This window comes from Paraburkholderia phosphatilytica, from assembly GCF_003443895.1.
In the GTDB taxonomy this organism is placed as follows: domain Bacteria; phylum Pseudomonadota; class Gammaproteobacteria; order Burkholderiales; family Burkholderiaceae; genus Paraburkholderia; species Paraburkholderia phosphatilytica.
Genome location: NZ_QQOA01000034.1, coordinates 47,962 through 72,318 on the forward strand (window position 1 = coordinate 47,962; position 24,357 = coordinate 72,318).

The 24,357-nt window shown below is 64.5% G+C and carries 22 protein-coding genes and 1 pseudogene; 6 read left to right on the plus strand and 17 right to left on the minus strand.

What is annotated here, in order from left to right; genetic code table 11:
* Nucleotides 1-28 precede the first annotated feature (28 nt).
* From DVS29_RS27890 to DVS29_RS27940, 11 genes and pseudogenes are all read right to left on the minus strand, one after another.
* A complete protein-coding gene (locus tag DVS29_RS27890) occupies nucleotides 29-1,813 on the minus strand; it encodes a branched-chain amino acid ABC transporter ATP-binding protein/permease (RefSeq protein WP_118183766.1) in 1,785 nt (594 codons plus the stop codon).
* 4 nt (nucleotides 1,814-1,817) lie between these two features.
* Nucleotides 1,818-2,873: a branched-chain amino acid ABC transporter permease gene (locus tag DVS29_RS27895; RefSeq protein ID WP_118183767.1), complete on the minus strand. Its 1,056-nt coding sequence runs from the start codon at nucleotides 2,871-2,873 to the stop codon at nucleotides 1,818-1,820.
* 185 nt (nucleotides 2,874-3,058) lie between these two features.
* Nucleotides 3,059-4,231 carry an ABC transporter substrate-binding protein gene (locus DVS29_RS27900; protein WP_118183768.1) on the minus strand — a complete coding sequence of 391 codons (1,173 nt, stop codon included), beginning with the start codon at nucleotides 4,229-4,231 and terminating at the stop codon, nucleotides 3,059-3,061.
* Nucleotides 4,232-4,435: 204 nt separating this feature from the next.
* A pseudogene (locus tag DVS29_RS27905) lies at nucleotides 4,436-4,561 on the minus strand (ABC transporter substrate-binding protein); the annotation flags it as partial.
* Between the two features lie 535 nt (nucleotides 4,562-5,096).
* Nucleotides 5,097-6,068: a branched-chain amino acid ABC transporter permease gene (locus tag DVS29_RS27910; protein WP_164708002.1), complete on the minus strand. Its 972-nt coding sequence runs from the start codon at nucleotides 6,066-6,068 to the stop codon at nucleotides 5,097-5,099.
* The gene (locus DVS29_RS27915) at nucleotides 6,068-6,952 is read right to left on the minus strand and encodes a branched-chain amino acid ABC transporter permease (protein WP_118183770.1); all 885 of its coding nucleotides are present in this window, start codon (nucleotides 6,950-6,952) and stop codon (nucleotides 6,068-6,070) included. The genes DVS29_RS27910 and DVS29_RS27915 overlap by 1 nt, the downstream gene beginning before the upstream one ends.
* A 174-nt stretch (nucleotides 6,953-7,126) precedes the next feature.
* Nucleotides 7,127-8,341 (minus strand): ABC transporter substrate-binding protein, encoded by a 1,215-nt coding sequence (locus DVS29_RS27920; protein ID WP_118183771.1) that lies wholly within the window; start codon nucleotides 8,339-8,341, stop codon nucleotides 7,127-7,129.
* A gap of 51 nt (nucleotides 8,342-8,392) precedes the next feature.
* Complete coding sequence (locus DVS29_RS27925) at nucleotides 8,393-9,151, minus strand: ABC transporter ATP-binding protein (RefSeq protein ID WP_118183772.1); 759 nt, start codon at nucleotides 9,149-9,151, stop codon at nucleotides 8,393-8,395.
* Entirely contained in the window at nucleotides 9,148-9,927 is a 780-nt protein-coding gene (locus tag DVS29_RS27930; protein WP_118183773.1) for an ABC transporter ATP-binding protein, read from the minus strand. Before DVS29_RS27930 ends, DVS29_RS27925 begins: the two co-directional genes overlap by 4 nt.
* Nucleotides 9,928-10,164: 237 nt before the next feature.
* The gene (locus DVS29_RS27935) at nucleotides 10,165-11,865 is read right to left on the minus strand and encodes a GMC family oxidoreductase (protein ID WP_118183774.1); all 1,701 of its coding nucleotides are present in this window, start codon (nucleotides 11,863-11,865) and stop codon (nucleotides 10,165-10,167) included.
* A 69-nt stretch (nucleotides 11,866-11,934) separates the two neighbouring features.
* Nucleotides 11,935-13,458: a CoA-acylating methylmalonate-semialdehyde dehydrogenase gene (locus DVS29_RS27940; RefSeq protein WP_118183775.1), complete on the minus strand. Its 1,524-nt coding sequence runs from the start codon at nucleotides 13,456-13,458 to the stop codon at nucleotides 11,935-11,937.
* Between the two features lie 128 nt (nucleotides 13,459-13,586).
* Here DVS29_RS27940 and DVS29_RS27945 point away from each other — a divergent pair, with 128 nt between their 5' ends.
* Both DVS29_RS27945 and DVS29_RS27950 read left to right on the plus strand, forming a co-directional pair.
* The gene (locus DVS29_RS27945) at nucleotides 13,587-14,483 is read left to right on the plus strand and encodes a LysR family transcriptional regulator (RefSeq protein ID WP_118183776.1); all 897 of its coding nucleotides are present in this window, start codon (nucleotides 13,587-13,589) and stop codon (nucleotides 14,481-14,483) included.
* 224 nt (nucleotides 14,484-14,707) lie between these two features.
* On the plus strand, nucleotides 14,708-15,244 hold the full coding sequence (locus DVS29_RS27950) for a class IV adenylate cyclase (protein WP_118183777.1): 537 nt from the start codon (nucleotides 14,708-14,710) through the stop codon (nucleotides 15,242-15,244).
* 46 nt (nucleotides 15,245-15,290) lie between these two features.
* Here DVS29_RS27950 and DVS29_RS27955 read toward each other — a convergent pair whose 3' ends face one another.
* Nucleotides 15,291-15,782 carry an Lrp/AsnC family transcriptional regulator gene (locus DVS29_RS27955; protein WP_118183788.1) on the minus strand — a complete coding sequence of 164 codons (492 nt, stop codon included), beginning with the start codon at nucleotides 15,780-15,782 and terminating at the stop codon, nucleotides 15,291-15,293.
* Nucleotides 15,783-15,916: 134 nt separating this feature from the next.
* Between DVS29_RS27955 and phhA the strand changes: the two genes are divergently transcribed.
* Nucleotides 15,917-16,807: a phenylalanine 4-monooxygenase gene (gene phhA / locus DVS29_RS27960; protein ID WP_118183778.1), complete on the plus strand. Its 891-nt coding sequence runs from the start codon at nucleotides 15,917-15,919 to the stop codon at nucleotides 16,805-16,807.
* Nucleotides 16,808-16,915: 108 nt separating this feature from the next.
* A complete protein-coding gene (locus DVS29_RS27965) occupies nucleotides 16,916-17,254 on the plus strand; it encodes a 4a-hydroxytetrahydrobiopterin dehydratase (RefSeq protein WP_276314348.1) in 339 nt (112 codons plus the stop codon).
* Between the two features lie 74 nt (nucleotides 17,255-17,328).
* Here DVS29_RS27965 and DVS29_RS27970 read toward each other — a convergent pair whose 3' ends face one another.
* Complete coding sequence (locus DVS29_RS27970) at nucleotides 17,329-17,559, minus strand: DUF3717 domain-containing protein (RefSeq protein ID WP_118183789.1); 231 nt, start codon at nucleotides 17,557-17,559, stop codon at nucleotides 17,329-17,331.
* 112 nt (nucleotides 17,560-17,671) lie between these two features.
* On the opposite strand from DVS29_RS27970, the gene DVS29_RS27975 reads away from it, so the two are divergent.
* Nucleotides 17,672-18,358, plus strand: a complete 687-nt coding sequence (locus tag DVS29_RS27975) for a response regulator transcription factor (protein ID WP_017772270.1) — start codon at nucleotides 17,672-17,674, stop codon at nucleotides 18,356-18,358.
* A 62-nt stretch (nucleotides 18,359-18,420) separates the two neighbouring features.
* A complete protein-coding gene (locus tag DVS29_RS27980) occupies nucleotides 18,421-19,923 on the plus strand; it encodes a sensor histidine kinase (protein ID WP_118183780.1) in 1,503 nt (500 codons plus the stop codon).
* Between the two features lie 107 nt (nucleotides 19,924-20,030).
* On the opposite strand, the gene DVS29_RS27985 is transcribed toward DVS29_RS27980, so the two are convergent.
* From DVS29_RS27985 to DVS29_RS28000, 4 genes are all read right to left on the minus strand, one after another.
* A complete protein-coding gene (locus tag DVS29_RS27985) occupies nucleotides 20,031-20,522 on the minus strand; it encodes an SET domain-containing protein (protein WP_118183781.1) in 492 nt (163 codons plus the stop codon).
* A 291-nt stretch (nucleotides 20,523-20,813) separates the two neighbouring features.
* Nucleotides 20,814-21,926: an NADH:flavin oxidoreductase/NADH oxidase gene (locus tag DVS29_RS27990; protein WP_118183782.1), complete on the minus strand. Its 1,113-nt coding sequence runs from the start codon at nucleotides 21,924-21,926 to the stop codon at nucleotides 20,814-20,816.
* A 165-nt stretch (nucleotides 21,927-22,091) separates the two neighbouring features.
* Nucleotides 22,092-22,808, minus strand: a complete 717-nt coding sequence (locus tag DVS29_RS27995) for a glutamine amidotransferase (RefSeq protein ID WP_118183790.1) — start codon at nucleotides 22,806-22,808, stop codon at nucleotides 22,092-22,094.
* A gap of 144 nt (nucleotides 22,809-22,952) precedes the next feature.
* Entirely contained in the window at nucleotides 22,953-23,597 is a 645-nt protein-coding gene (locus tag DVS29_RS28000; protein ID WP_118183783.1) for a MarR family winged helix-turn-helix transcriptional regulator, read from the minus strand.
* Nucleotides 23,598-24,357: the final 760 nt, after the last annotated feature.

Below are 24,357 nucleotides of genomic sequence, written 5' to 3' on the forward strand. Positions count from 1 at the left end.
TCCACCTTTGCCTCCGTCGTCGCGACCATCATTCCACCCCGCCCAGATACGCTTCGAGCACGGCCGGATCGTTCTGCACTTCCTGCGGCAAGCCTTCGGCAATCCGCGTACCGAACTCCATCACGACCAGCCGATCCGTCAGGTTCATCACGAAGTCCATATCGTGTTCGACGAGCAGCACGCTCATCCCTTCTTCCTTCAACCTGCGCAAGAGCGTTGCCAGTTGCTGCTTCTCCTGATAGCGCAGCCCGGCGGCCGGCTCGTCGAGCAGCAGTAGCGTCGGGTCGCAGCACAGCGCCCGCGCGATTTCGAGAATCCGTTGCTGCCCGAGCGCGAGACTGCCCGCCTCGTCGTACATATGCTGCTCGAGCCCGACGCGGCGAATCTGCCGCGCCGCCTCGGCCATCAGCCGGCCCTCTTCGGCCGCGTTCAGCTTCGCGACGCTGCGCCAGACGCCGGCATGACCGCGCAGATGCGCGCCAATTGCGACGTTCTCGAGCACCGTCATCCCCGGCAACAGCTTCACGTGCTGGAACGTCCGGCCGATGCCGCGTTTGACGATTTCACGTGAATTGAGCGCATCGATGCGCTCGCCGCGGAACGTGACCGTGCCGCTGGTTGCCTGCAGCACACCCGTGACGAGATTGAAGGTCGTCGACTTGCCGGCACCGTTCGGCCCGATCAGTCCGATGATCTGCCCTGCCTTCACCTCGAAGCTGACGTCGTTCACGGCGACCAGACCGCCGAACTGCTTGCGCGCCTTGTCGACCACGAGCAGCGTCTCGCCCGCCGTCGGTTTGCTGCGTTGCGGCAATGGCTCGGCGTTGTCCGGCACATGCGCGCGCGGACCGCGCGGGAACAGGCGCGCCACGAACGGCCACACGCCCTGCCGCGCGTACTGCAGCAGCAGCACCATCACGATGCCGAACACGATCACCTCGAAGTTGCCGTTCTCGCCCAGCAGCTTCGGCAGCAGCGTCTGCAGGTAGTCCTGCAGCAGCGTGAGGATCGCAGCGCCGACCACCGCTCCCCACACATGCGATACGCCGCCCACCACCGCCATGAACAGGTACTCGATGCCGTGGTTCAGCCCGAACGGCGTCGGATTCACCGCCCGCTGCAGATGCGCGTACAGGAAGCCCGACACCGCCGCCAGCACGGCCGCATAGACGAAGATCACCACGCGCATCCACGCGGTGTTCACGCCCATCGCTTCGGCCATCTGGCCGCCGCCGCGCAGCGCCCGGATCGCGCGGCCGGGTCGACTATTAAGCAGATTCTGAACAGACACCACCGACAGCAGCACGACCACCCAGATCAGGTAGTAGATGTGCCGGCCGGTCTCCAGACTGAGCCCGAACACGTCGAGCGCCGGAATGCCGTTGATGCCGTCGTACTTGCCGAGCATCTCCATGTTGCCGAACAGGAAGAACAGCGCGAGCCCCCACGCGATCGTGCCGAGCGGCAGGAAGTGGCCGGACAGGCGCATCGTCACGGCGCCCAGCGCCAGCGCGATCAGCGCGGTCAGCACGACGCCCGCGATCAGCGCGAGCCACGGCGATACGCCGAAGCTCGTCGTCAGATACGCGGTGGTATACGCACCCACGCCGACAAACGCGGCCTGCCCGAAGCTGGTCATGCCGCCTATGCCGGTCAGCAGCACGAGCCCGATCGCGACGATCGCGTAGAGGCCGATGTAGTTGAGCAGCGTGATCCAGTACTCCGGCACATGAACGGGATGCGGCAGCACCGGCAGCGCGAACACGACGATGAGGAACAGCACGAACCAGCGTGCCTGCAGAAGACGATTCATCGCGTCACTCCTCCTCTTCCTCGGCGTGCGGGCTCGCGAGACTCCGCCACAGCAGCACCGGAATGATCAGCGTGAACACGATCACCTCCTTGTACGCGCTCGCCCAGAACGATGAGTACGACTCCAGCAACCCGACCAGCAGCGACCCAGCGGCCGCGAGCGGATAGCTGACGAGCCCGCCGATGATCGCGCCGACGAAGCCCTTCAGGCCGATCAGAAAGCCCGAGTCGTAGTAGATCGTGGTCAGCGGCGCGACGAGGATGCCGCACAGCACGCCGAGGCCCGCCGCGAGCGTGAACGCGAGCCGGCCGGCCTGCGTGGTGCCGATGCCGACGAGCCGGGCGCCGACGCGGTTCACCGACGTCGCGCGCAGCGCCTTGCCGGAAATCGAGCGATCGAAGTACAGGTACAGCGCGCCGATCAGCACGACCGCGGTGCCGATCACCCACAGGCTCTGCCCCGACACGCTCAGACTGCCGATGTTGAACGTCGCGTCCGAAAACGCATTGGTGCGCGAACCTTCCGCGCCGAACATCACAAGGCCGAGTCCCACCATCGCAAAGTGCACCGCGACCGCGACGATCAGCAGCAGCAGCGTCGTGGCCTCAGCAATCGGTTCGTAGGCAAGCCGATACACGAACGGACCCATCGGCACGACGATGAGGAGCGTGAGCGCGATCTGCGCGATCATCGGCAGCTGCTGCGCAAACACGCTGTGCGTGACGGCATACACCGCGATCGGGAACAGCAGATACTTCCCCGCCAGCGTCGCGAGCGTGCGCGCCGCATGACGTCGCCGCTCGGCATGACGCACGAGACCCGCAGTCTCGACGACGAAGCACGCCACGCCCATCGCAATCAGCAGCCAGCATGTCGCCGGAAACTTCTGCGTCTGCAACGCGGCGAGCGTCAGCGCGCCATAGGAAACGAACTCGCCCTGCGGGATGAAGATCACCCGCGTGACGGAAAACACCAGCACCAGCGCGAGCGCCAGCAGCGCGTAGATCGCGCCTGTGGTGATGCCGTCCTGCGCAAGGATGGCCGCTATCGATAGATCCATACTGCCTCGTCCTGGAACGTCTAAATCAGATCGGAAAACCGCGACGGTTGCCTGCGCGAACGCGCGCATTGCAAGCCCGTAAAGCACAGCCGCCGCGCCAGAATCCGGCGCGGCGGCTGCCATGGTCGTCAATCAGAAAACCGCGCGGACGAAGCATCGCCTGCTTCGTCCATCGCAGGAGCGCGTCATTCGCCCTGCAGCTTCCACTTGCCGTCGACGATCTCGACCATCACGCGCGCGCGTTTGTCGAGGCCGTTGTGATCGGTCTGCGTCATGTTGAAGATGCCGTGTGCACCCGCCATGTCCTTTACGTTTTCGAGCGCGCTACGCAGTGCTTCGCGGAAGGCCGGCGTGCCCGGCTGCGCGGTCTTCAGCGCTTCGGGAATCGCGCGCTCCAGCAGATGGCCCGCATCCCATGCGTGGCCGCCGAAGGTCGACACCGAGCCCGCGCCATAGGCCTTCTCGTACGCAGTGCGATACGCCTGCGACGACGCCTTCACCGGGTTCGAATCCGGCAATTGCTCGGTCACGAGCACCGGACCCGCCGGCAGCAGCTCGCCGTCGCAATCCTTGCCGCACACGCGCAGGAAGTCGTTGTTTGCGACGCCGTGCGTCTGATAGACCCTGCCCTTGTAGCCCCGCTCTTTCAGCGTCTTCGCCGGCAGCGCGGACGGCGTGCCCGAACCCGCGATCAGCACCGCATCCGGATTCGACGCGACGATCTTCAGCACCTGGCCCGTCACCGATGCGTCGGTGCGGTTATAGCGCTCGTTCGCAACGACCTTCAGGTGATGCGCGGCCGCGGCCTGGCTGAACACCGTGTACCAGTTCTCGCCATACGCATCCGCAAAGCCGATGAAGCCGACGCTCTTCACGCCCTGCTTCTCCATCGAGCTCGCGATCGCGTCGGCCATCAGCCCGTCGTTCTGCGGCGTCTTGAAGACCCACGCGCGCTTCGCGTCCATCGGCGCGATGATCGCAGCCGATGCCGCCATCGAGATCATCGGCGTCTTCGCCGCTGACACGACGTCGATCATTGCGAGCGAGTTCGGCGTGACCGTCGAGCCGATGATCGCGTCGACGTGATCCTCGTCGATCAGCTTGTGCGTGTTCTGCACCGCGTGGCTCGTATCCGAGCCATCGTCGAGCACGATGTATTCGATGCTCTTGCCACCAATTTCCTTCGGCAGCAGTGCGATCGTATTCTTCTCGGGGATGCCAAGCGAAGCAGCGGGTCCGGTCGCGGACAGCGTGACGCCGATCTTCACCTGTGCCGCGGCCGACCCTGCCGCGCAGACGAGCGTAGTTGCGAGAGAGGCGGTGACGCCTGCGCGAATCCAGTTTCTTGTCGTTGTCATTCAAGTCTCCAAACGCTTGATGCGTGAATGTCTTCCGGCTCCTCGGCCGGGCTTCTGAATCTATCTGTCAGGTTCGGCAATGCCAAGGCTCGTATTCCCTGCATCGCGCGAGCATGAAAAAAGGCGCGTCAACTGCACGCGCCTTGTGTTTTCCGGGTTCTCGTCTTGACCTCTTCGCCGGTGGTCTCAATCGCCGACGATCAAGATCGTCGCGCGCGAGTCCGTCGCGTGGTCGAGCACGACGTAGTCGATCTTCTGGCCCGCAACGGTCTTCGGCAGCAGCGCGATGGTGTGCTTCCCGGGAATGCCCGGCGAAGCCGCACGACCCGTGACCTTCCAGACCCGCTTCATGACGCGTTGTCCCCGTGAATCCGTTCGGATCAAGTTCGAGTGAATGACGTGATCGTCCATCGCCAACCAGACGGTCGGTCAATGGGAACGGCGAGTTTAACGGACGCAAGCTCGGCGCGGCAAGGAATTTTGCGGCGCATCGGGCGTTGAAAAATAAGGGAAAATCGCGGGGAAGCGAGCGGTCCGCCTGCGCGCGGAACACGCGCAGGACAATCACAGCCCGCAAAATGGAAGGCACAAAGAAAAAGCGCTGTTGGATGAATATCCAACAGCGCTCTCTGTCTCGGGCGCTGAGCGCCTCAATTGTCTCCTCGTTCTCCACCTGCAAATTCGGTGCATCAGAACTGCGTGTAGTTTAAAAATCGCCACCTTACGGGACAACTAGCATTTACCCTAGTGGTGCAGTGCGGCACAAATGTGGGGCGTGTTGCGCCGGAATGGGAGCGCTTCCGCCGCGATCCCCACTCTTCCCGCTCTCCACCAGATAGTTCGCATCCCCAATCAATTCACGAGGTCAGGCCCGCAGCGTCTTCACGCGCGCCACGATCTCGCCGACAATGCCGCGCCGGAACGCCAGCACGCACGCGATGAAGATGATGCCGGTCACGATCGTCACCGATTCCCCGAGCGAGCGGAACCAGCCCACGCCCGTCACGCTCGCGATGCCGTTGCCGATGTCGCCAAGCCGGTCTTCGAGCGACACGATCAGCGCCGCGCCCAGGAGCGGCCCGAACAGCGTGCCCATCCCGCCGACGAGCGTCATCAGGATCACAAGCCCTGACATCGTCCAGTACGCGTCGCTCAGCGTCTCGAAGCCGAGCACCAGCACCTTCAGCGAACCCGCAAGACCCGCGAGGCCCGCGGACAGCACGAATGCCAGCAGCTTGAAGCGGTCGGTATCGTAGCCGAGCGATACCGCGCGCGGCTCGTTCTCCTTGATCGCGACCAGCACCTGCCCGAACGGCGAGTGCACGATCCGCACGATCAGCAGGAACGCCAGAACCATGATGACGAGCACGACGTAGTAGAGCGCGAGATCCGAATCGAGACCGACCACGCCGAACAGCTTGCCGCGCGCGACGCCCTGCAGCCCGTCCTCGCCGTGCGTGAACGGTGCCTGCAGATAGACGAAGTACACCATCTGCGCGAGCGCGAGCGTGACCATCGCGAAGTAGATGCCCTGCCGCCGGATCGCGAAGATGCCGACGACGAGCCCGAGCAGCGTCGCCGCCACGGTTCCCGCGAGCACGCCCAGTTCCGGCGACAGGTTCAGCGACTGGATACCGAAGCCGGTCAGATAGCCAGCGGTGGCCAGAAACATCGCGTGGCCGAACGACAGCAGCCCGGTATAGCCGATGAGCAGATTGAACGCCGCGGCGAACAGCGCGAAACACAGCACCTTCATCACGAAGAGCGGGTACACGCCGGCGAACGGCGCGGCAATCAGCGCGAGCAGCAGAAGACTGTAGAGCGCTTTTCTCTGCATCATTTTTCCTTGCCGAACAGGCCCGCCGGACGAACCAGCAGCACGATCGCCATGATCACGAACACGACCGTCGCCGACGCCTCCGGATAGAACACGCGCGTGAATCCCTCGATCACGCCCAGGCCAAGACCCGTGATGATCGAGCCCATGATCGATCCCATCCCGCCGATCACGACCACCGCGAACACCGTGATGATCATCGGCTGGCCCATCAGCGGCGACACCTGGATCACCGGCGCGGCGAGCACGCCCGCGAACGCCGCAAGCGCGACGCCGAAGCCGTAGGTGAGCGTGATCATCAGCGGCACGTTGACGCCGAACGCCTCGACCAGCTTCGGGTTCTCGGTGCCGGCGCGCAAATACGCGCCCAGCCGCGTCTTCTCGATCACGAACCACGTGACGAAGCACACCGCGAGCGACGCGACGACGACCCACGCGCGGTAGTTCGGCAGGAACATGAAGCCGAGATTGGTCGCGCCCGAGAGCACGTCGGGCGTGTCGTACGGCTGGCCCGACGAACCGTAGATGGAGCGGAACACGCCTTCGATCACGAGCGTGAGGCCGAAGGTGAGCAGGAGCCCGTAGAGGTGATCGAGCCGGTACAGCCAGCGCAGCATCGAACGTTCGATCAGGATGCCGAACAATCCCACCACGATCGGCGCGAGCACGAGCATCACCCAGTACGGCAGGTTGAAATACGCGAGCCCCATCCACGCGAGCATCGCGCCCAGCATGAACAGCGCACCGTGCGCGAAGTTGATCACGTTGAGCAGGCCGAAGATCACCGCGAGACCGAGGCTCAGGATCGCGTAGAACGAGCCGTTCACGAGCCCGATCAACAGCTGGCTCAGCATCGCCGATAGCGGAATGCCAAAGATATCCATTGAATCCGTCGTCAAAGTCAGATCGAGGGTGGCGCCAACGCGAACGACGCGGCCCTTCCCCCGAAGCACGCGTCGCTATCGGCACCCTGGACGTCCGCATCCAGCGCACGATCGTTGCGCCCGGCGCGGGCCGCCGCGAACTTCACACGGCAACGCACCGGGCCACGCCCGCGCTTACTTCCAGAGCGCGCAGCGCGATTCCTGCTTCGTGCCGAATGCCTGATCGCCCGGAATCGTCGCGAGAATCTTGTAGTAGTCCCACGGCTCCTTCGACTCAGCCGGCGACTTCACCTGCATCAGGTACATGTCGTGGATCATGCTGCCGTCCTGACGCACATAGCCCTTCGCGTAGAAGTCGTCGACCTTCTGCTTCTTCAGCTGCGCCATCACCTTGTCGGCATCGGTCGAACCAACCGCCTGCACGGCCTTCAGGTAGTCCATCGTCGCGGAATAGTCCGCGGCCTGCAGGCTCGACGGCATCTTCTTCGTGATGTCGAAGTAACGCTCCGCCCACTTGCGCGCCGCCGGGTCCTTGTTCCAGTACCAGCTGTCGGTCAGCACCAGGCCCTGCGTGGTCTGCAGGCCGAGCGCGTGGATGTCGTCGATGAAGATCAGCAGTGCGGCGAGCTTCATCGTCTTCGTGATGCCGAACTCCTTCGCGGCCTTGATCGCGTTGACCGTATCGCCGCCCGCATTCGCGAGACCGAGGATCTGCGCCTTCGATGCCTGCGCCTGCAGCAGGAACGACGAGAAGTCCGACGCGGACAGCGGATGGCGCACTTCGCCGAGCACCTGGCCGCCGTTCGCCTTCACGACGTTCGCGGTATTCGTTTCGAGCGACTTGCCGAACGCGTAGTCGGCCGTCAGGAAGAACCACGTCTTGCCGCCCTGCTTCACCACTGCGGAGCCCGTGCCTTTCGCGAGCGCCATCGTGTCGTACGCATAGTGGATCGTGTACGGCGTGCACTGCTCGTTGGTCAGCGTGTCGGCGCCGGCGCCGACGTTGATGTAGACCTTGTGCTTCTCGCCCGCCACCGAGTTCATCGCGAGGCCGGTCGCCGAGTTGGTGCCGCCGATCAGCAGATCGACGCCATCGCGGTCGAACCATTCGCGCGCGCGCGACGCCGCGATGTCCGCCTTGTTCTGGTGGTCCGCGTACATGAACTGGATCGGCTTGCCGTTGACCTTGCCGCCGAAATCGGCAATGGCCATCTTGATCGCCTCGATACCGCCCTGTCCGTCGATGTCGGCATACAGCCCCGAAAGGTCGGTGATGAAACCGATCTTCACCGCGTCATCGGCTGCGCGCGCGGGAGCGATCGTCAGCGCGGCACTGGCGAGTGCCGCAAAACAGAGTGACGAGAGGCGCGCGAGGGTCTTGATTTTCATTCGTGTCTCCTTCTTCTTTGCGTTGTGGTTGTCGGAAGCACTTCGGGGCGCTCACACGCCCAGCAGGTCGTGCAGGATGGGCATTTTCGATTCGAGTGCGGACGCGCCGAAATGCTCGACGATGCGCCCGTGTTCCATCACGTAGAAGCGGTCGGCCAGCGGCGCCGCGAAACGGAAATTCTGTTCGACCATCACGATCGTGTAGCCGCGCGATTTCAGCGTGACGATCATGCGCGCGAGCGCCTGCACGATGACCGGCGCGAGCCCCTCGGAGATCTCGTCGAGCAGCAGCAGGTTCGCGCCCGTGCGCAGGATCCGCGCCACCGCGAGCATCTGCTGCTCGCCGCCCGACAGGCGCGTGCCCTGGCTTGCGCGGCGCTCCTTCAGGTTCGGGAACATCTCGTAGATCTCGTCGATCGACATCGCGTTCGTGGTCGCGCCGACCGACGGCGGCAACAGCAGGTTTTCCTCGCACGACAGGCTCGAAAAAATCCCGCGCTCTTCCGGGCAATAGCCGATGCCGCAATGGGCGATGCGATGCGTCGGCATGCCGATGGTTTCGCGTCCGCCGATGCGGATCGAGCCCGTGCGCCGACCGGTGAGGCCCATGATCGCGCGCAGCGTCGTCGTGCGGCCGGCGCCATTGCGGCCGAGCAGCGTCACCACTTCGCCGCGGCTCACGTTGAGATCGACGCCGTGCAGTATGTGGGATTCGCCGTACCACGCCTGCAGCTGGCTGATCGACAGCAATGGTTCGGCGTCGGCGGTCTGCTTCTCGTCCGTCGGGTTCAGTTCGGCAACGGTATTCATGCGTGCGCTCCGGCGAGCGTCGCGTCCGCGCTGCCCATGTAGGCCTGCGTGACGAGCGGGTTCTTCGACACCTCGGCGTACGTGCCCTCGGCGAGCACTTCGCCACGCTGCAGCACGGTGATGGTGTCCGAGATGCCGGCAATCACGTTCATGTTGTGTTCGACCATCAGGATCGTGCGGCCGCTCGATACTTTCTTGATCAACGCCGTCACGCGATCCACGTCTTCGTGGCCCATGCCTTGCGTTGGCTCGTCGAGCAGCATCAGTTCAGGCTCCATCGCAAGCGTCGTGGCGATCTCGAGCGCGCGCTTGCGGCCGTACGACAGTTCGACGGTCAGGACATCCGCGAAATCGGCAAGGCCCACCTGGGTCAGCAGATCGATCGCCTGATCGTCGAGCTGGCGCAGCGTGCGCTCGCTCCGCCAGAAATAAAAGGCGGTGCCGAGCGAACGCTGCAACGCGACGCGCACGTTCTGCAATGCCGTCAGATGCGGAAACACCGCGGAAATCTGGAACGACCGGATGATGCCGCGCCGCGCGACCTGCGCGGGACGCTCGCGCGTGATGTCGATGCCGTTGAAAACGATCTGGCCCGCAGTGGGTGCGAGAAATTTCGTGAGCAGGTTGAAGCAGGTCGTCTTGCCCGCGCCATTCGGCCCGATCAATGCGTGAATCGAGCCGCGCCTGACTCGCAGGTTGACCCCGTTGACGGCGATGAAGCCTTTGAATTCCCTCGTCAGGCCACGCGTTTCCAGAATCGTGTCGCCGAGAATCATGTCCCCTTCCCTACGAAAGCCAGGCGAAGCACTGCGATGGTTCGCGCTAGACCGCGCGCGTTCGATGACGTCGACACCCCCGTGTCGAGCGTGGCGTGGTGCATCATCCGGCTGTGACCGAATGGCCGCTCCACGCAGCCAGGCGCTCATTGTCTCGCCAATGATGCACCGCAATCATTGGGATTTGCACTTAGTGTGGTGAACGTTTAAACCCCGGTGCGAACCGGGCGGCGGCTGTCACACCACCGACATCGGCGCCACTATTTCGGAAACCGCACGAGTGCCGCGCGCTTGCTCGCGACGATCCGCACGAATCATGTCGCTCGCGCGTTCCGCGATCATCAGCGTCGGCGAGTTGGTGTTGCCCGACGTGATGGTGGGCATCACCGATGCATCGACGACACGCAAACCTTCGACGCCGATCACGCGCAGCCGGTTGTCGACGACGCATGCCGGATCGTTGTCCGATCCCATCCGGCAGGTGCCGACCGGGTGGAAGATCGTCGTGCCCACTTCGCCCGCCGCGCGCTGCAGCTCTTCTTCGGTCTGGAACTGGATGCCCGGCAGGATCTCGCGCGGCGCGTAGCGCGCGAGCGCGGGTGCCGCGGCAATCCGGCGCGTCAATCGCAAGGCATTGGCGGCGACGTGCCGGTCGTAGTCGGTGGACAGATAGTTCGGCGCGATCACCGGCGGCGCGTGCGGATCCGCCGCCGCGATATGAATGCTGCCGCGTGACGTCGGCCGCAGGTGGCACACCGACGCGGTGAATGCGTTGAAACGATGCAGCGGTTCGCCGAAGCGATCGAGCGACAGCGGCTGCACGTGATACTCGAGATCCGGGCGCGTGACCGACGGATCGTCCGGGTCCGACTTCGCGAACGCACCCAGCTGCGACGGCGCCATCGACATCGGGCCGCGCTGGAACAGCGCGTACTGCATGCCGATCAGCAGCTTGCCCCACCAGTGCGCGGACGCCATATTGAGTGTGCGCACACCATCCACGCGATACGCCATGCGCAACTGCAGATGGTCCTGCAGATTTTCGCCCACGCCGCGCCGCTCTGCGATGACGCCGATGCCAAGCTGCTGCAGACGCGCGCCGTCGCCGATGCCGGAGAGCTCCAGCAGTTGCGGCGAATTCACCGCGCCCGAACTCAGCAGCACTTCGAGACGCGCCTTCGCGAGGTACTCGACACCATCGCCGCGATATTCGACGCCGACGCAACGTTTGCCTTCGAACACGACCCGCTGCGTGTGCGCGCCGGTGATCACGGTGAGATTCGACCGCCTGAGCGCGGGCCGCAGAAACGCCTTCGACGCGTTCCAGCGAATGCCGCGCTTCTGGTTCACGTCGAAGTAGCCGACGCCGGTGTTGTCGCCGCGGTTGAAATCATCCGTAGCGGGAATGCCGGTTTCCTGTGCGGCTTGCGCGAACGTCTCGAGCACCTTCCACTTCAGCCGCTGTTTCTCGACGCGCCACGCGCCGCCCGCGCCGTGCCACGCGTTCGCGCCACCGTGGTGATCTTCGCTGCGTCTGAAGACCGGCAGCACCGCGTCCCAGCTCCACGACGAATCGCCGGTCACGCGCGCCCATTCGTCGTAATCTTCGCGCTGGCCGCGCATGTAGATCATGCCGTTGATCGACGAACTGCCGCCCAGCACGCGGCCACGCGGATACGACAGCGCGCGGCCGTTCAGGCCCGGCTCCTCACGCGTCTTGTAGAGCCAGTCGGTGCGCGGATTGCCAATGCAGTACAGATAGCCGACCGGCACGTGAATCCAGTGATAGTCGTCCTTGCCGCCGGCTTCGAGCAGCAGCACGCTGACGTCGGGATCTTCGGTCAGGCGATTCGCGAGCACGCAACCCGCGGTGCCCGCGCCCACGATCACATAATCGAATTCGCCTTCCAGCTTACGCTCGCCCAGTCCAACGCTCATGCTGCGTCTCCTTGAACGGGCCGTCGTTCGCGGCGCGCGTTCATGCTTCGTTCTACTCGCGGTTTCCTGCTACTTCGCAACCGGCATCGTGAATTCCGCGCCCTTCGCGATCGAGTCCGGCCAGCGCTGCATGATGCTCTTGTAGCGCGTGTAGAAGCGCACGCCTTCCTCGCCGTAGGCATGGTGGTCGCCGAACAGCGACTTCTTCCAGCCGCCGAACGAATGCCACGCCATCGGCACCGGAATCGGCACGTTGATGCCCACCATGCCGATCTGGATCTGACGCGAGAACGCGCGCGCGACGCCGCCGTCCGTCGTGTAGCACGACACGCCGTTCGCGAACTCGTTGCGATTGATCAGTTCCACGGCCGATGCGAAGTCCGGCACCCGCACGACGCACAGCACCGGCCCGAAAATCTCCTCGCGGTAGATCGTCATGTCGGTCTTCACGTCGTCGAACAGCGTGCCGCCGATGAAGAAGCCGTCCTCATGACCCTGCGCCTTGAAGCCGCGGCCATCCACGACGAGCTTGGCGCCCGCCTTCTCGCCCGCATCGATGTAGCCCGTGACCTTCGCGTGATGCGCGGCCGTCACGAGCGGACCCATTTCCGCGGCCGATTCCATACCGTTCATGATCTTCAGCGACTTCACGCGCGGCGTCAGACGCTCGATCAACTCGTCGGCGATATGACCGACCGCGACGGCCACCGAGATCGCCATGCATCGCTCGCCGGCCGAACCGTACGCGGCACCGATCAGCGCATCGACGGCCTGGTCGAGATCCGCATCGGGCATCACGACGAGGTGGTTCTTCGCGCCGCCCAGCGCCTGCACGCGTTTGCCGTGTTTCGTGCCTTCCGTGTAGATGTACTCGGCGATCGGCGTCGAGCCGACGAACGACAGCGCAGTGACGTCCGGGTGCGCGAGCAGCGCATCCACGGCCACCTTATCGCCATGCACGACGTTGAACACGCCGTCGGGCAGACCCGCTTCCTTCAGCAGCCCGGCGATGCGCAGCGATGCCGACGGATCGCGTTCGGATGGCTTCAGCACGAACGTATTGCCGCACGCGATCGCGACGGGAAACATCCAGCACGGCACCATCATCGGGAAGTTGAACGGCGTGATACCCGCGACCACACCGAGCGGCTGACGCAGATTCCAGTTGTCGATGCCGCCGCCGATCTGGTCGGTGAAATCGGTCTTCAGCAGATTGGGGATGCCGCAAGCGAATTCGACGACTTCGATGCCGCGCATCACCTCGCCCTTCGCATCCGAGAGCACCTTGCCGTGCTCGCGCGTGATCAGCTCGGCGAGCTCGTCGTGGTGCCGGTCGAGCAGTTCCTTGAACTTGAACATCACGCGCGCGCGCTTGATCGGCGCGGTCTCGCTCCAGGCCGGAAACGCGGTCTTCGCGGCGGCAACAGCGGCGTCCACTTCGGTGGCGCTCGCGAGCGGCACGCGCGCGCTCACCTTGCCGAGCGCGGGGTTAAACACGTCGCCGTAGCGATCGCTCGTGCCTTCGACGGCACGGCCGTTGATCGAATGCGTCAGCTTGTGCACGCCGGCTTCGCTTTGATGTGTCTCGCCCATTTCTGTCTCCGTTGGATGACCGTCGAATCGCCCAGACACGCGGCATGACAGCAAGCCTAAATGGCAACGCGCATTCCGATCCAATGAGTTCTGCTCAATTTTGATATAAGGCGCGCTAATATCACGGGATGGACCTGACTCTGCTCCGGGCATTCGCCACCGTCGCGCGGGAGGGCAATCTCACCCGCGCGGCCGTGCATCTGCACCTGACCCAACCCGCCGTCAGCCTGCAGATCAAGAACCTTCAGGAGGCGCTCGGCGTGACGCTGTTCACGCGGACGTCGCACGGCCTCTCGCTCACTCGTGACGGTCAGGCGCTGCTGCCGCACGCCGAGCGCGCGCTGGCCGCCGCCGACGACGTGGAGCGCGCCGCGGCCGCGCTGCGGCACGAAGTCCGCGGCACGCTGCGGATCGGCACGATCCTCGACCCGGAGTTTCTGCGGCTCGGCGGCTTTCTGCGTCAGCTCGTCGAAACCTGGCCGCACATCGAAACCGCGCTGCGGCATGGCATGTCGGGCTGGGTGCTCGAGCAGGTCCGCGCGGGGGAACTCGACGTCGGTTACTACATCGGCCAGCCACCCGGCGACGAGCGCGACCCCCATGTATTTCACGTCGTCACGCTAACGCGCTTTCAGTACCGGGTGCTTGCGCCGGCCGGCTGGAAAGACCGCGTGAAGGGCGCGCGCGACTGGCGAGCGCTCGCCGGTCTGCCATGGATCTGGACGCCGCCTGCGTCGGCGCATAACCGGCTGCTGTCGATGCGTTTCGCGGACGCCGGCGTGAAGCCGCTGAAGGTGGCCGAGGTGGATCAGGAGCCGTCGATGCTCGACCTCGTGAAATCGGGCGTCGGCCTGACGCTGGCCCGCGACGCGACAGCACTTGCCGAGGCGCACGCGCATGCGCTGACCATCGTCGAAGGCGTGACCGTGCCCACCGAGCTCACCTTCGTCGCGCTGGCGGCGCGCCGGGAAGAACCGGCGATCGCCGCGGCGCTCAAGCTGATCGAGCAGCAGTGGGCGATATGAGCGGTGCTGATGACGCGGCGCGCCGCCCCACCGTCCCGTTGCACGACAGCGCCGCCCAGTTTTGCTAGATTGACGGTTCTTGCCGTAACCGGCGACCGCAGTGCACGGTCGCCGCCGTCCACGTCGTTCCGCTACACGCATCCACCGGTTCTTTTTCCCGATTCTTTGGCGAGCAGCCCCGCCAGGGAACCGTCGTCGGTTCAATCGTCAGACAGGAGCATCAGATGGCACGCAACATCGAAATCAAAGCCCGCGCCCGGCACTTCGATCAACTCGTCGAACGCGCCGCCGCGCTGTCGCCCGAGCCGCCGCTGATCTTCCGCCAGCAGGACTTCTTCTACGACGTGCCGCGCGGCCGCCTGAAGCTGCGTCAGTTCGATGACGGCACGCCCGCCGAACTGATTTTCTACCAGCGCGACGATCGCGACGGCCCGAAGGCGTCGTACTACACGCGCAGCCCGGTGACGAACCCGGAGGCGATGCATTCGCTGCTCGCAACCGCGCTGACGACGCGCGGCATCGTCACGAAGGAACGTCACGTGTATCTCGTGGGGCGCACGCGGACCCATCTCGACCGTGTAGACGGTCTTGGCGATTTCGTCGAGCTGGAAGTGGTGCTGGGCGTGGATGACGACGAGGAAGGCGGCGAGGCCGAAGCGCACGACATGTTCGCGAGGCTCGGCGTGCCGGAGTCGGACCTGGTCGCGGTCGCGTACGTCGACCTGCTGAATGACGATGAGGGCGAGTTGAAGGTGGCTTGACGTTGCTTCGCCTGGGTAACCCGGCACCGCCACCGGGTTCAACGCATCAATCCGCCGGCGCGCCCGGCGCCAGATGCCCGAGTGGCAACGGCCCATTGCGCTTGAACGTGGTGAGCACGATATTCGAGCGCACGCTGTCGACGCCCGGCACGCGCATCAGCTTCTTCATCACGAACGTCGACAGCGCATTCAGATCCGGCGCGACGATCCGCAGCAGATAATCGGCGTCGCCCACCACCGCATGGCATTCCAGCACTTCCGGCAGCACGTCGATCTGCTGCTGGAACTGCTCGATGATCGAATCGCCGTGGTGCTTCAGCTTCAGGCTCGTGAACGCGGTGACGCCAAGCCCGAGCTTTTCCGGCCGCAGCACGACCCGATAGCCATCCACGACGCCGATCGCCTCCAGCCGCTGCAGCCGCCGGCCGATCTGCGACGGCGACAGCGGCACCCGTTCGCCGAGCTGCTGATGCGTCGCGCGGCCGAAGCGCTGCAGCACGTCCAGCAGCGACAGATCGAAATGATCCAGCTCAATCATGGTGTTTTCCTGCATCCTTTGATGATTCGGTGCATGATTATCGCATTATCAGTCTGCCGAAAGCGCAGCTTGCGCCCATTTCGCGCGCCGGGTGCCGCAAACTTGCACACAGTACGCCAGTTGCGAGAACCGCGATGCCCGATACCCTCACCGCCCGGCTCCAGGACCAGTTCGACGCCGAGCTCGAAACCCGCGCCGACTTCACGATCGACCAACCACTCGAGCGTTACCGTGCGGTCGATCACTCGGTCTGGCAGCAGCTCCACGTGCGGCAGACCGAGCTGCTGAAGGGTCGCGCGTGCGAAGCGTTTCTTGAAGGCGTCGCGCGGCTCGGATTGCCTTCGAGCCACGTGCCTTCGTTCGACGCGCTGAATGAGAAGCTCGCGCGCGCGACGGGCTGGTCGGTCGTCGCGGTGCCGGGGCTCGTACCCGAACCGGTGTTCTTCGAACATCTCGCGCATCGGCGCCTGCCGGTCACGTGGTGGATGCGCCGTCCGGATCAGCTCGACTATCTGCAGGAACCCGACCTGTTCCACGACCTGTTCGGCCATGTCCCGCTCCTGATGCATCCGGTCTTTGCCGACTACATGCAGGCCTATGGACAAACCGCATTGGCCGCGGGAAACGCGGGCGCACTGCCGCTTCTCGCACGACTTTATTGGTACACAGTCGAGTTCGGTCTGATCCGCGATGCTTCCGGTTCGCACGGCATGAAGATCTACGGCGCTGGCATTGTGTCGAGCAAAAGCGAGGCGCTGTATAGCCTGGAGAGCGATGCGCCGAACCGGATCGGCTTCGATCTCGAGCGCGTGATGCAGACCCGGTACCGGATCGACACCTTCCAGAAAAGTTACTTCGTGATCGACGACTTCAACCAGCTGTTCGAACTGGCCCGCACCGATCTCGCGCCGCTTCTCGCGAAACTCGCCGATGCGACGCCGCATCCGGCGGGCACGATCCTCGCGACCGATCGGATCATCACCGGCGGCAGCGGCGCCGGATGGACCGCCGGCGGCGACGTGTAAAGCCGCATGCGCCGCGCGCCGCATTCCGCGTCAGCGGCAAGCCGGCATAAGTGGAACAATGAACCGCTCGACCTCGCCCGGCCACGACGGCCGGACGATCCAACCCGCATCCGATCGACACGAGGTGACACGATGATCCAGAAACTGAGTTCCGAAGCGCGCGCCACGCAACTGAAGCAGCTCGATGGCTGGGAAACGACGGAAGGCCGCGATGCAATCCGCCGGCAGCTGCAGTTCGCTGATTTCAACGAGGCCTTCGGCTTCATGACCCGCGTCGCGATCAAGGCGCAGCAGATGGACCATCATCCGGAGTGGTCCAACGTCTACAACAAGGTGGACATCACGCTGTCGACGCACGACGCGAACGGTCTCACCGAACGCGACATCGAACTCGCGAAGTTCATCGACGAAGCCGGCAAACATGCGAAGAAAAGCGGTCGCGGGTAAACCCGGTACGAGGTTATGCATGCCGCGTGAAGCGACACTGAAAGCGAAAACACAGGCTCCGCGTGCGCTATCCTTCAGTTCTGAAGGTCGTTGTTAAGTCGAACGTAAGATAGCCATGCGTCGCGCGCGGCATCGTCCATTCCTTCCGGCGTGACAATGTTCTGACGCTGTACAATCATCAGCGCATACGGCTTGGAGAGCGCACTTGCCTCCTTGCACAAGGTGAGTTCGTCGCCGTGCGAAGGCGAGCGGGCGCGCCAGAAATTGATCGCGGCTTCCAGTTCTTTGATCGTGATATCGGTCATGACACTCGGGATCAGTTTGGCGACCCGCACGAATTGTGCGCGGCACGTATGCGGCTGGCGCGAGGGCAACCGCGCGTCCGACATGCGTAACCCATTGTACTTGAGCGAATCCATGCGACTCCTTCTGATCGAAGACGACCGCCCTATCGCACGCGGCATCCAAAGCAGCCTCGAACAAGCCGGCTTCACGGTCGACATGGTTCACGACGGCATCTTCGCCGAACAGGCCCTCACGCAGAACCGCCACGAACTCGTGATTCTCGATCTCGGCTTGCCCGGCATCGACGGCATGACACTGCTCTCGCGTTTTCGCCAGAGCAACCGGCACACGCCGGTGATCGTGCTGACCGCGCGCGACGAGCTGAACGACCGCGTCCAGGGCCTCAATTCCGGCGCGGACGACTACATGCTGAAGCCGTTCGAACCGGCCGAACTCGAAGCGCGCATCCGTGCGGTGATGCGCCGTAGCGGCCCGCACGGCGACGTGCCGCGTCCTGAAGTGTCGCTTGGCGGCGTGCGTCTGTCCGGCGTCGATCGCCGCATCTTCAACGACGACAAGCCGCTCGAACTGTCGCCGCGTGAATTCGCGGTGCTCGAGATGCTGCTGCTGCGCCACGGCCGCGTGGTCAGCAAGGCACAGCTGCAGGATCACCTGACGCATTTCGGCGGCGATCTCGGCGACACCGCGATCGAAGTCTACGTGCACCGTGTGCGCAAGAAACTCGAAAACTGCCGTGTCGAAATCGTCACGGTGCGTGGCTTCGGTTACCTCCTGCAGGAAATCCGCCAGGCGTCGTAACGGTTTCATCTGGCGTCGCGGCAGCGAGCTCGCGACGCCCGTCCATCCAGTAGCGTTCGACCATGCCCTACCCGGCCGCGAACAGCCTGCGGCGCACGCTATTGCGTCGACTCGCTGCCCCTCTTTCGCTGCTCGCCCTGATGAGCGGGCTGATCGCCTATTGGCTCGCGTGGCAATACACGCAGCATGTGGTCGACCGCTCGCTTGCCGATCTCGCTACCGCGATCTCGCGGCAGATCCAGATCGATGGACCCAACGCGTCAGTCGCCGTGCCGCCGCTCGCTCAGGCGATGTTCTCCGACCCCGTCGAAGAACTCGTCTATCGCATCAGCGACGGCGACCGCGAAATCGCCGGCGACTCGAACCTGCCGCTGCAAGGCACGAACGTGCGCCGGATGCACTTCGCGTACGTCTTCGAGACCACCCACGAAGGCACCACCGTCCGGGTCGCGCAGGTCCGCGTCACGCAGCCGACCGGCAACCCGATCGTCGTCGAGGTCGGGCAGCCGGTGCGGCATCGCTTCGAGATCGCAGCCGAGTTTCTCGTCGCGATCATGATGCCGCTGCTGTTGTTGCTGCTCGCCGGCTGGGCGATCGTGTGGCGCGTGGTGAACCAGCAGCTGAACCCGCTCACCGACCTCGCCGACTCGCTGAACCGCCAGACCCACACGTCGCTCGAACCGGTCGACGAAACTTACGTGCCGGTCGAGATCCGTCCGCTGACGGGCGCGCTCAACGCGCTGCTCGATCGCCTCAAGACCGCGCTCGATGCGCAGCGCAAATTCATCGCCGACGCCGCGCATCAGCTGCGCACGCCGCTGACGGCGGTGAAGCTGCATGCGGAACAGGCCGCGACCTCGCGCGACCCGCAGCACACGCTCGCGGCCGTGCGCGAACTGCGTGCCGCGGCCGATCGCGCGGTGCGTCTGTCGAACCAGTTACTGTCGCTCGCGCGCGCGGAGCCGGGCGAACAGGCGGCGCGCTTCGTCAACCTCGATCTCGCGGCGCTCGCGTTCGAAACGGGCGCCGAATGGGTGCCGCGCGCGCTTGCCGTGCACGTCGACCTCGGCTTCCAGCGGCTCGACGATCCGAGCAACGACGAGCCGCTGATGGCGCGCGGCAATCCCGTGCTGCTGCACGAGGTGATCGCCAACCTGCTCGACAACGCACTCAAGTACGTGCCGCCCGCGCGTTACGACGGCGGACGCATCACCGTCGCCGTATCGCGGGCAATGAGCGATGGCATGGAGTTCGGCGAGATCATCGTCGAGGACAACGGCCCGGGTGTGCCGGCCAACCAGCAGGCTGACCTCTTCAAGCGCTTTTTCCGCGGCGACGGTCAGCGCGACACCGGCGTGGATGGAGGCGCGGGCCTGGGCCTCGCGATCGTGCACGACATCATGGCGCTGCATCGAGGCAGCGTGCACTACGAGGACGCACCGGAAGGCGGCGCGCGCTTCATCGTGCGCGTGCCGTTGCTGCACACTGCTCAGACACCGCACACGGATGACGACGCCCGCCGGCAGACGAAAAAAAAGGCGCTTCACGCGCCGGCCGATCTGTAGCTGCTTCAGTCCCCTGCTTCACTGCCCCGCTTCACCGCGCTGCTTCTTTCACGCGGCCGGCACCGCATTCGATACCGGCCGCGCACGTCAGCAGTACGCCGCGACGCTCACTTCTTCTTTTTCTTCTTGTCTTTGTCCTTGCCGGTTTCCTTCTCCGGCCGCGCGAGCATCGTGCCGCGGCACTTGCGCGCGCCGCAGCGGCATTCGTATTCCTTCTTGAGCTTCTTCGTCTGACGCTCGTCGATCACGAGGCCATAGTCGTAGAACAGCTCTTCCTCCGGGTCGATGTCGCGCAGCGCGTGAATGAACACGTGCCCGTCGATCTCTTCCGCTTCGCAGTTCGGCGCACAGGAGTGATTGATCCAGCGCGCGCTGTTGCCGTCGACCTTGCCATCGATGACGCGGCCGTCATCCAGTGCGAAATAGAACGTGTGATTCGGTTCGGCCGGATTGTGCGGATGACGCCGCAACGCTTCCTTCCACGAAATTCGCTCGCCCTTGTACTCGATCAGCCGCTCGCCGGCCGCAATGGCTTCAGTGGCAAACACGCCTTTGCCGTGCACACCGGAACGACGCACGGCGATCCTGCGTGAACTCATTGAACGAATCCTTGTGAAGTACTGGGGGTGAAGAGCGCGATGCCGTCCTGCGTGACAACACTTGTCTGCCGTCGTGCAGGTGACATCGCACTGATGAAGACGAAATTCCGACGCCGCATTTTGCACGCATATAGCAAACGCGGCGCCCGACAGGCGCCGCGTCACAACCGGCATCGTACACGTTTGATATGACTTCCTTCAACCGTCGTCAAAAGATGTCACGAGCGCTGGCTGGCTTCGATGCGGCAGCACCGTTACGACGAACGGCGCAGCCCGCGTCTGCACCAGGCTTCAACGCTGCCCGAACGAGATGTCGCCGAACAGCGCTTTCTGTTCGCGCGGCTGCGAGCGCCAGTACTGCGGCGGCGCTGTCACGCTCGCGCCGAGTTGCGCGGCGGCGTGCCACGGCCAGCGCGGATCGTAGAGCATCGCGCGCGCCATCGCGACCATGTCGGCGTCGCCTTCCGAGATCAGACGTTCGGCATGCTGCGGATCGGTGATGAGCCCCACCGCGATCGTCGTGATACCGGTCGCTTCCTTGATCGCGCGTGCGAACGGCACCTGGTAGCCGGGCTCGAGCGGGATTCTCTGCAAGGGCGATACGCCGCCGGACGACGCATCGATCCAGTCGCAACCGCGCTTCTGCAGTTCCTTCGCGAAGACGATGGTGTCGTCGACGGTCCAGCCGCCGTCGACCCAGTCGCTCGCCGATACGCGCACGCCGACCGGACGATCCGCGGGAAACGCCGCGCGCACCACGTCGAACACTTCGAGCGGGAAACGCATGCGGTTTTCGAGCGAGCCGCCGTAATCGTCGCTACGCTGGTTCGCGAGCGGCGAGAGAAACTGATGCAGCAGATAGCCATGCGCGCCGTGCAATTCGAGTGCATCGATGCCGAGCTTCGCGGCGCGGCGCGCTGTCGCGCCGAATGCGTCGCGCACGCGGTTGAGGCCGCCGACATCGAGTGCGAGCGGCGGCTCTTCGCCCGCCTTGTGCGGTACCGCCGACGGCGCATGCGGCAACCAGCCGCCCGCCGAGACCGGAATCAGCTGACCGCCTTCCCACGGCACATGACTCGACGCCTTGCGGCCCGCGTGCGCGAGCTGCATCGCGACCTTGATCGGCGAATGCTTGCGGATCGCGGCCAGCACCGGTTCGAGCGCCGCTTCCGTGACGTCGTCCCACAAGCCGAGATCGCCGGGCGTGATGCGGCCATCCGGTTCGACGGCGGTCGCCTCAATGCACAGCATGCCCGCACCCGAGAGCGCCAGATGGCCGAGATGGATCATGTGCCACTCAGTCGCCTCGCCGCGATCGGCAGAGTACTGGCACATCGGCGACACGACGATGCGGTTGGGCAGCGTCAGGCTGCGTAGCGTGACAGGGGTGAAGAGCTGGCTCATGGCGATCGCGAAAGGAAGGACAGAGCGATCGAGAATAGCATCGCGACTGATTTGCCGCAGGCGGCTGGCCGCTCAGCTGAACCTTCGCAGCAGATGACAACCGTATGACGGGCGGCGCGCTATGGTGCACACTGGTCCGCTACGGTCCGCGCAATGCGACGTCGGTCAGACCTGGGTCTCGACCGCGTCCAGCCATTCGTTGAACATCGCGCGCGCCGCCTGTTCGAGTGCCGGCGCGTGCCGTGCCGTATCGACGCGCAACTGGCCGACGTCCGCGCCGGGCGTCGCCGCGATTTCGGCTGCGTGACCGATCAGCCACGGCTCGAAGCGGTCCGCGCGAATCTCCGGATGGCACTGCAGCGCGAGCACGTGGTCGCCGTACGAAAATGCCTGATTACGGCACTTCGGCGTGGACGCGAGCAAGGTCGCGCCCTGGGGGAGATCGAAGGTATCGCCGTGCCAGTGCAGCATCGACGTGTGGTTGCCGTCCAGGTGCCGCAACGGCGACTGGCGCCCGGCATCGGTCAGCGTGAGCGGCGTCCAGCCGAGTTCGCTGTAGCCCGCGGGATAGACGCGCGCGCCCAGCACCCGCGCGATCAGCTGCGCGCCAAGACAGATGCCGAGCGTCGGCAGACCCGCCGCGATGCGCTTCTCTATCATCGACACGAGCGGCAGCAGCGTGGGGTAGCGCGCGTCGTCGCACGCGTTGATCGGGCCGCCCAGCACCACCATCAGCGACTGCGCGACCGGATCGGGCGCCTCGATGCGTGCAACGCCGACATCCAGGTAGCGGACGAGGCAGCCACGGTCGCCGAGAACGAGCTCGAGACTGCCGAGATCTTCGAAGTGGACGTGACGGATCGCCAATGCTTCGCGCTTCATCGACATGAACCCTGCGTCAGGAGAAGAACGTGCATTGTGCCGCAGGCCTGCCGCGCGCGCCACGTGCCACCAAGGACGCTGACGGCGCCGGCAACCCGCGGAGCAGGCCCGGCGCTTGCGCCCCAGCCCGACCGCGAAAACCGCTTAGGCCTGCTGCGCGAAAATCTTCCAGGTCTTTTTCTGCGTCGCAAGATCCGCGGTTTCGTGCACCGAGCAGTCGAGACGCAGATCCGTATCGCTCATCGACAGATCGAGCAGCACGCAGCGATGCGGCGTCTTCTTCGGATTCTTGCTTGGCTCGAAGTGCGAACAGGTCACACACATCCGGTGTGCCGGAATGTCGCCCTGCGCTTCCAGCTGGCGAATCGTCTTCAGCAGCGTGCGATAGAACACGACCTGTTCCTCGCCACGCAGCGTACCGACCGCCTTCGACAGGAAGTCCGGCCATTGCGCCGCCTTCTTCGCCGCCGTCCGGCCACGCGCCGTCAGCCGCACTGCGAGCGCGCGACCGTCGTCGAGCGCTCGGCGCTTTTCGACGAGACCCTTGCCTTCGAGCGTGCTCACCGCATCGCTCGTGGTCGCGGCGGTCAGCGCGGTTTCGCGCGCGATTTCGCCGAGCCGCATCGGGCCCTTGCGCTGCATCAGCAGCACGAGAATTTCACCCTGGGTCGGCGTCAGGCCTGCGCCTTCCGCCCATTCCCAAGCCTGGCTACGCATAGCCGTGCTCAGTCGCAACAGGCTGTGCGTCACACGCCCGGTTGCCTGCTCACCATATACGCCTTCGCTCATAATTTTCTGTTCGTTGTTGACTGCACGCCGCTCACGGGGATGGCCACCGGCAACCGAAGCCGCCGGCAGTGTGGGGTACCCTGACTGCACGCTCGCGGGCCCATCCTGCTACCTCAAAAACGTGACGCTTCTTCGTCATGGCTGCCCCGTCATGAAGCGGGTTCGACCGGAAGCACGAAGGTCCAAACAAACGATCACGACGGACAGGCACGAGAGTAACGCTACTGCGGAAACGTCATTCTATGCGAGACCGGCAAATCGCACAGCTAAGTTATTCAGTCCGATCTGTGGAAAACCGGTGGATAGCGCGATGGACCGCGTGTGCGCCGTTTCTTGACAAGTGTAGGGCGTCACACGGCCGAACAGAAAGTTATCCCGCCCAACCGCTCGCGACGCATGTCCGATCCGCCCGGTTATCGTTTACGCAAGCGCTTGACTTTGCGAAGAATTATTCAGTTGTCCACAGACCCGGCCGATGCTTGTTAACTACTACCACGTATGTATACGTCAATACGGTAAAAACCTTGGAGGCGCCTGGCTGGAAACGCGCCGAAATAAAAAAACCCGCGCAACGCGGGTTCGAACCGGCTCCGGGACTACGAAAGATGCGTGCGGGAGCGAGAAGACGGCGGGCCGCTAACGCGTCGCCGTCGCGATTCTGTCACCTAGGGAAGCGCTGATCAATGAGCCCGCCGCCGGTGATCCCGCGCATACGGCTCGCGATTTTTGAAACGGGAAGCCCGTCGAGACATATTTTGGG

Bases quoted from the DNA above. Each gene is read 5' to 3' on its own strand.
- DVS29_RS27995 (WP_118183790.1), bottom strand. From the start codon at position 22,808: ATGAAGCGCGAAGCATTGGCGATCCGTCACGTCCACTTCGAAGATCTC.
- DVS29_RS27990 (WP_118183782.1), bottom strand. From the start codon at position 21,926: ATGAGCCAGCTCTTCACCCCTGTCACGCTACGCAGCCTGACGCTGCCC.
- DVS29_RS27900 (WP_118183768.1), bottom strand. From the start codon at position 4,231: ATGACAACGACAAGAAACTGGATTCGCGCAGGCGTCACCGCCTCTCTC.
- DVS29_RS27930 (WP_118183773.1), bottom strand. From the start codon at position 9,927: ATGATTCTCGGCGACACGATTCTGGAAACGCGTGGCCTGACGAGGGAA.
- DVS29_RS27910 (WP_164708002.1), bottom strand. From the start codon at position 6,068: ATGCAGAGAAAAGCGCTCTACAGTCTTCTGCTGCTCGCGCTGATTGCC.
- DVS29_RS27940 (WP_118183775.1), bottom strand. From the start codon at position 13,458: ATGGGCGAGACACATCAAAGCGAAGCCGGCGTGCACAAGCTGACGCAT.
- DVS29_RS27985 (WP_118183781.1), bottom strand. From the start codon at position 20,522: ATGAGTTCACGCAGGATCGCCGTGCGTCGTTCCGGTGTGCACGGCAAA.
- DVS29_RS27920 (WP_118183771.1), bottom strand. From the start codon at position 8,341: ATGAAAATCAAGACCCTCGCGCGCCTCTCGTCACTCTGTTTTGCGGCA.
- DVS29_RS27895 (WP_118183767.1), bottom strand. From the start codon at position 2,873: ATGGATCTATCGATAGCGGCCATCCTTGCGCAGGACGGCATCACCACA.
- phhA (WP_118183778.1), top strand. From the start codon at position 15,917: ATGCCCGATACCCTCACCGCCCGGCTCCAGGACCAGTTCGACGCCGAG.
- DVS29_RS27975 (WP_017772270.1), top strand. From the start codon at position 17,672: ATGCGACTCCTTCTGATCGAAGACGACCGCCCTATCGCACGCGGCATC.
- DVS29_RS27950 (WP_118183777.1), top strand. From the start codon at position 14,708: ATGGCACGCAACATCGAAATCAAAGCCCGCGCCCGGCACTTCGATCAA.
- DVS29_RS27945 (WP_118183776.1), top strand. From the start codon at position 13,587: ATGGACCTGACTCTGCTCCGGGCATTCGCCACCGTCGCGCGGGAGGGC.
- DVS29_RS27890 (WP_118183766.1), bottom strand. From the start codon at position 1,813: ATGAATCGTCTTCTGCAGGCACGCTGGTTCGTGCTGTTCCTCATCGTC.
- DVS29_RS27935 (WP_118183774.1), bottom strand. From the start codon at position 11,865: ATGAGCGTTGGACTGGGCGAGCGTAAGCTGGAAGGCGAATTCGATTAT.
- DVS29_RS27925 (WP_118183772.1), bottom strand. From the start codon at position 9,151: ATGAATACCGTTGCCGAACTGAACCCGACGGACGAGAAGCAGACCGCC.
- DVS29_RS27915 (WP_118183770.1), bottom strand. From the start codon at position 6,952: ATGGATATCTTTGGCATTCCGCTATCGGCGATGCTGAGCCAGCTGTTG.
- DVS29_RS28000 (WP_118183783.1), bottom strand. From the start codon at position 23,597: ATGAGCGAAGGCGTATATGGTGAGCAGGCAACCGGGCGTGTGACGCAC.
- DVS29_RS27980 (WP_118183780.1), top strand. From the start codon at position 18,421: ATGCCCTACCCGGCCGCGAACAGCCTGCGGCGCACGCTATTGCGTCGA.
- DVS29_RS27955 (WP_118183788.1), bottom strand. From the start codon at position 15,782: ATGATTGAGCTGGATCATTTCGATCTGTCGCTGCTGGACGTGCTGCAG.
- DVS29_RS27970 (WP_118183789.1), bottom strand. From the start codon at position 17,559: ATGACCGATATCACGATCAAAGAACTGGAAGCCGCGATCAATTTCTGG.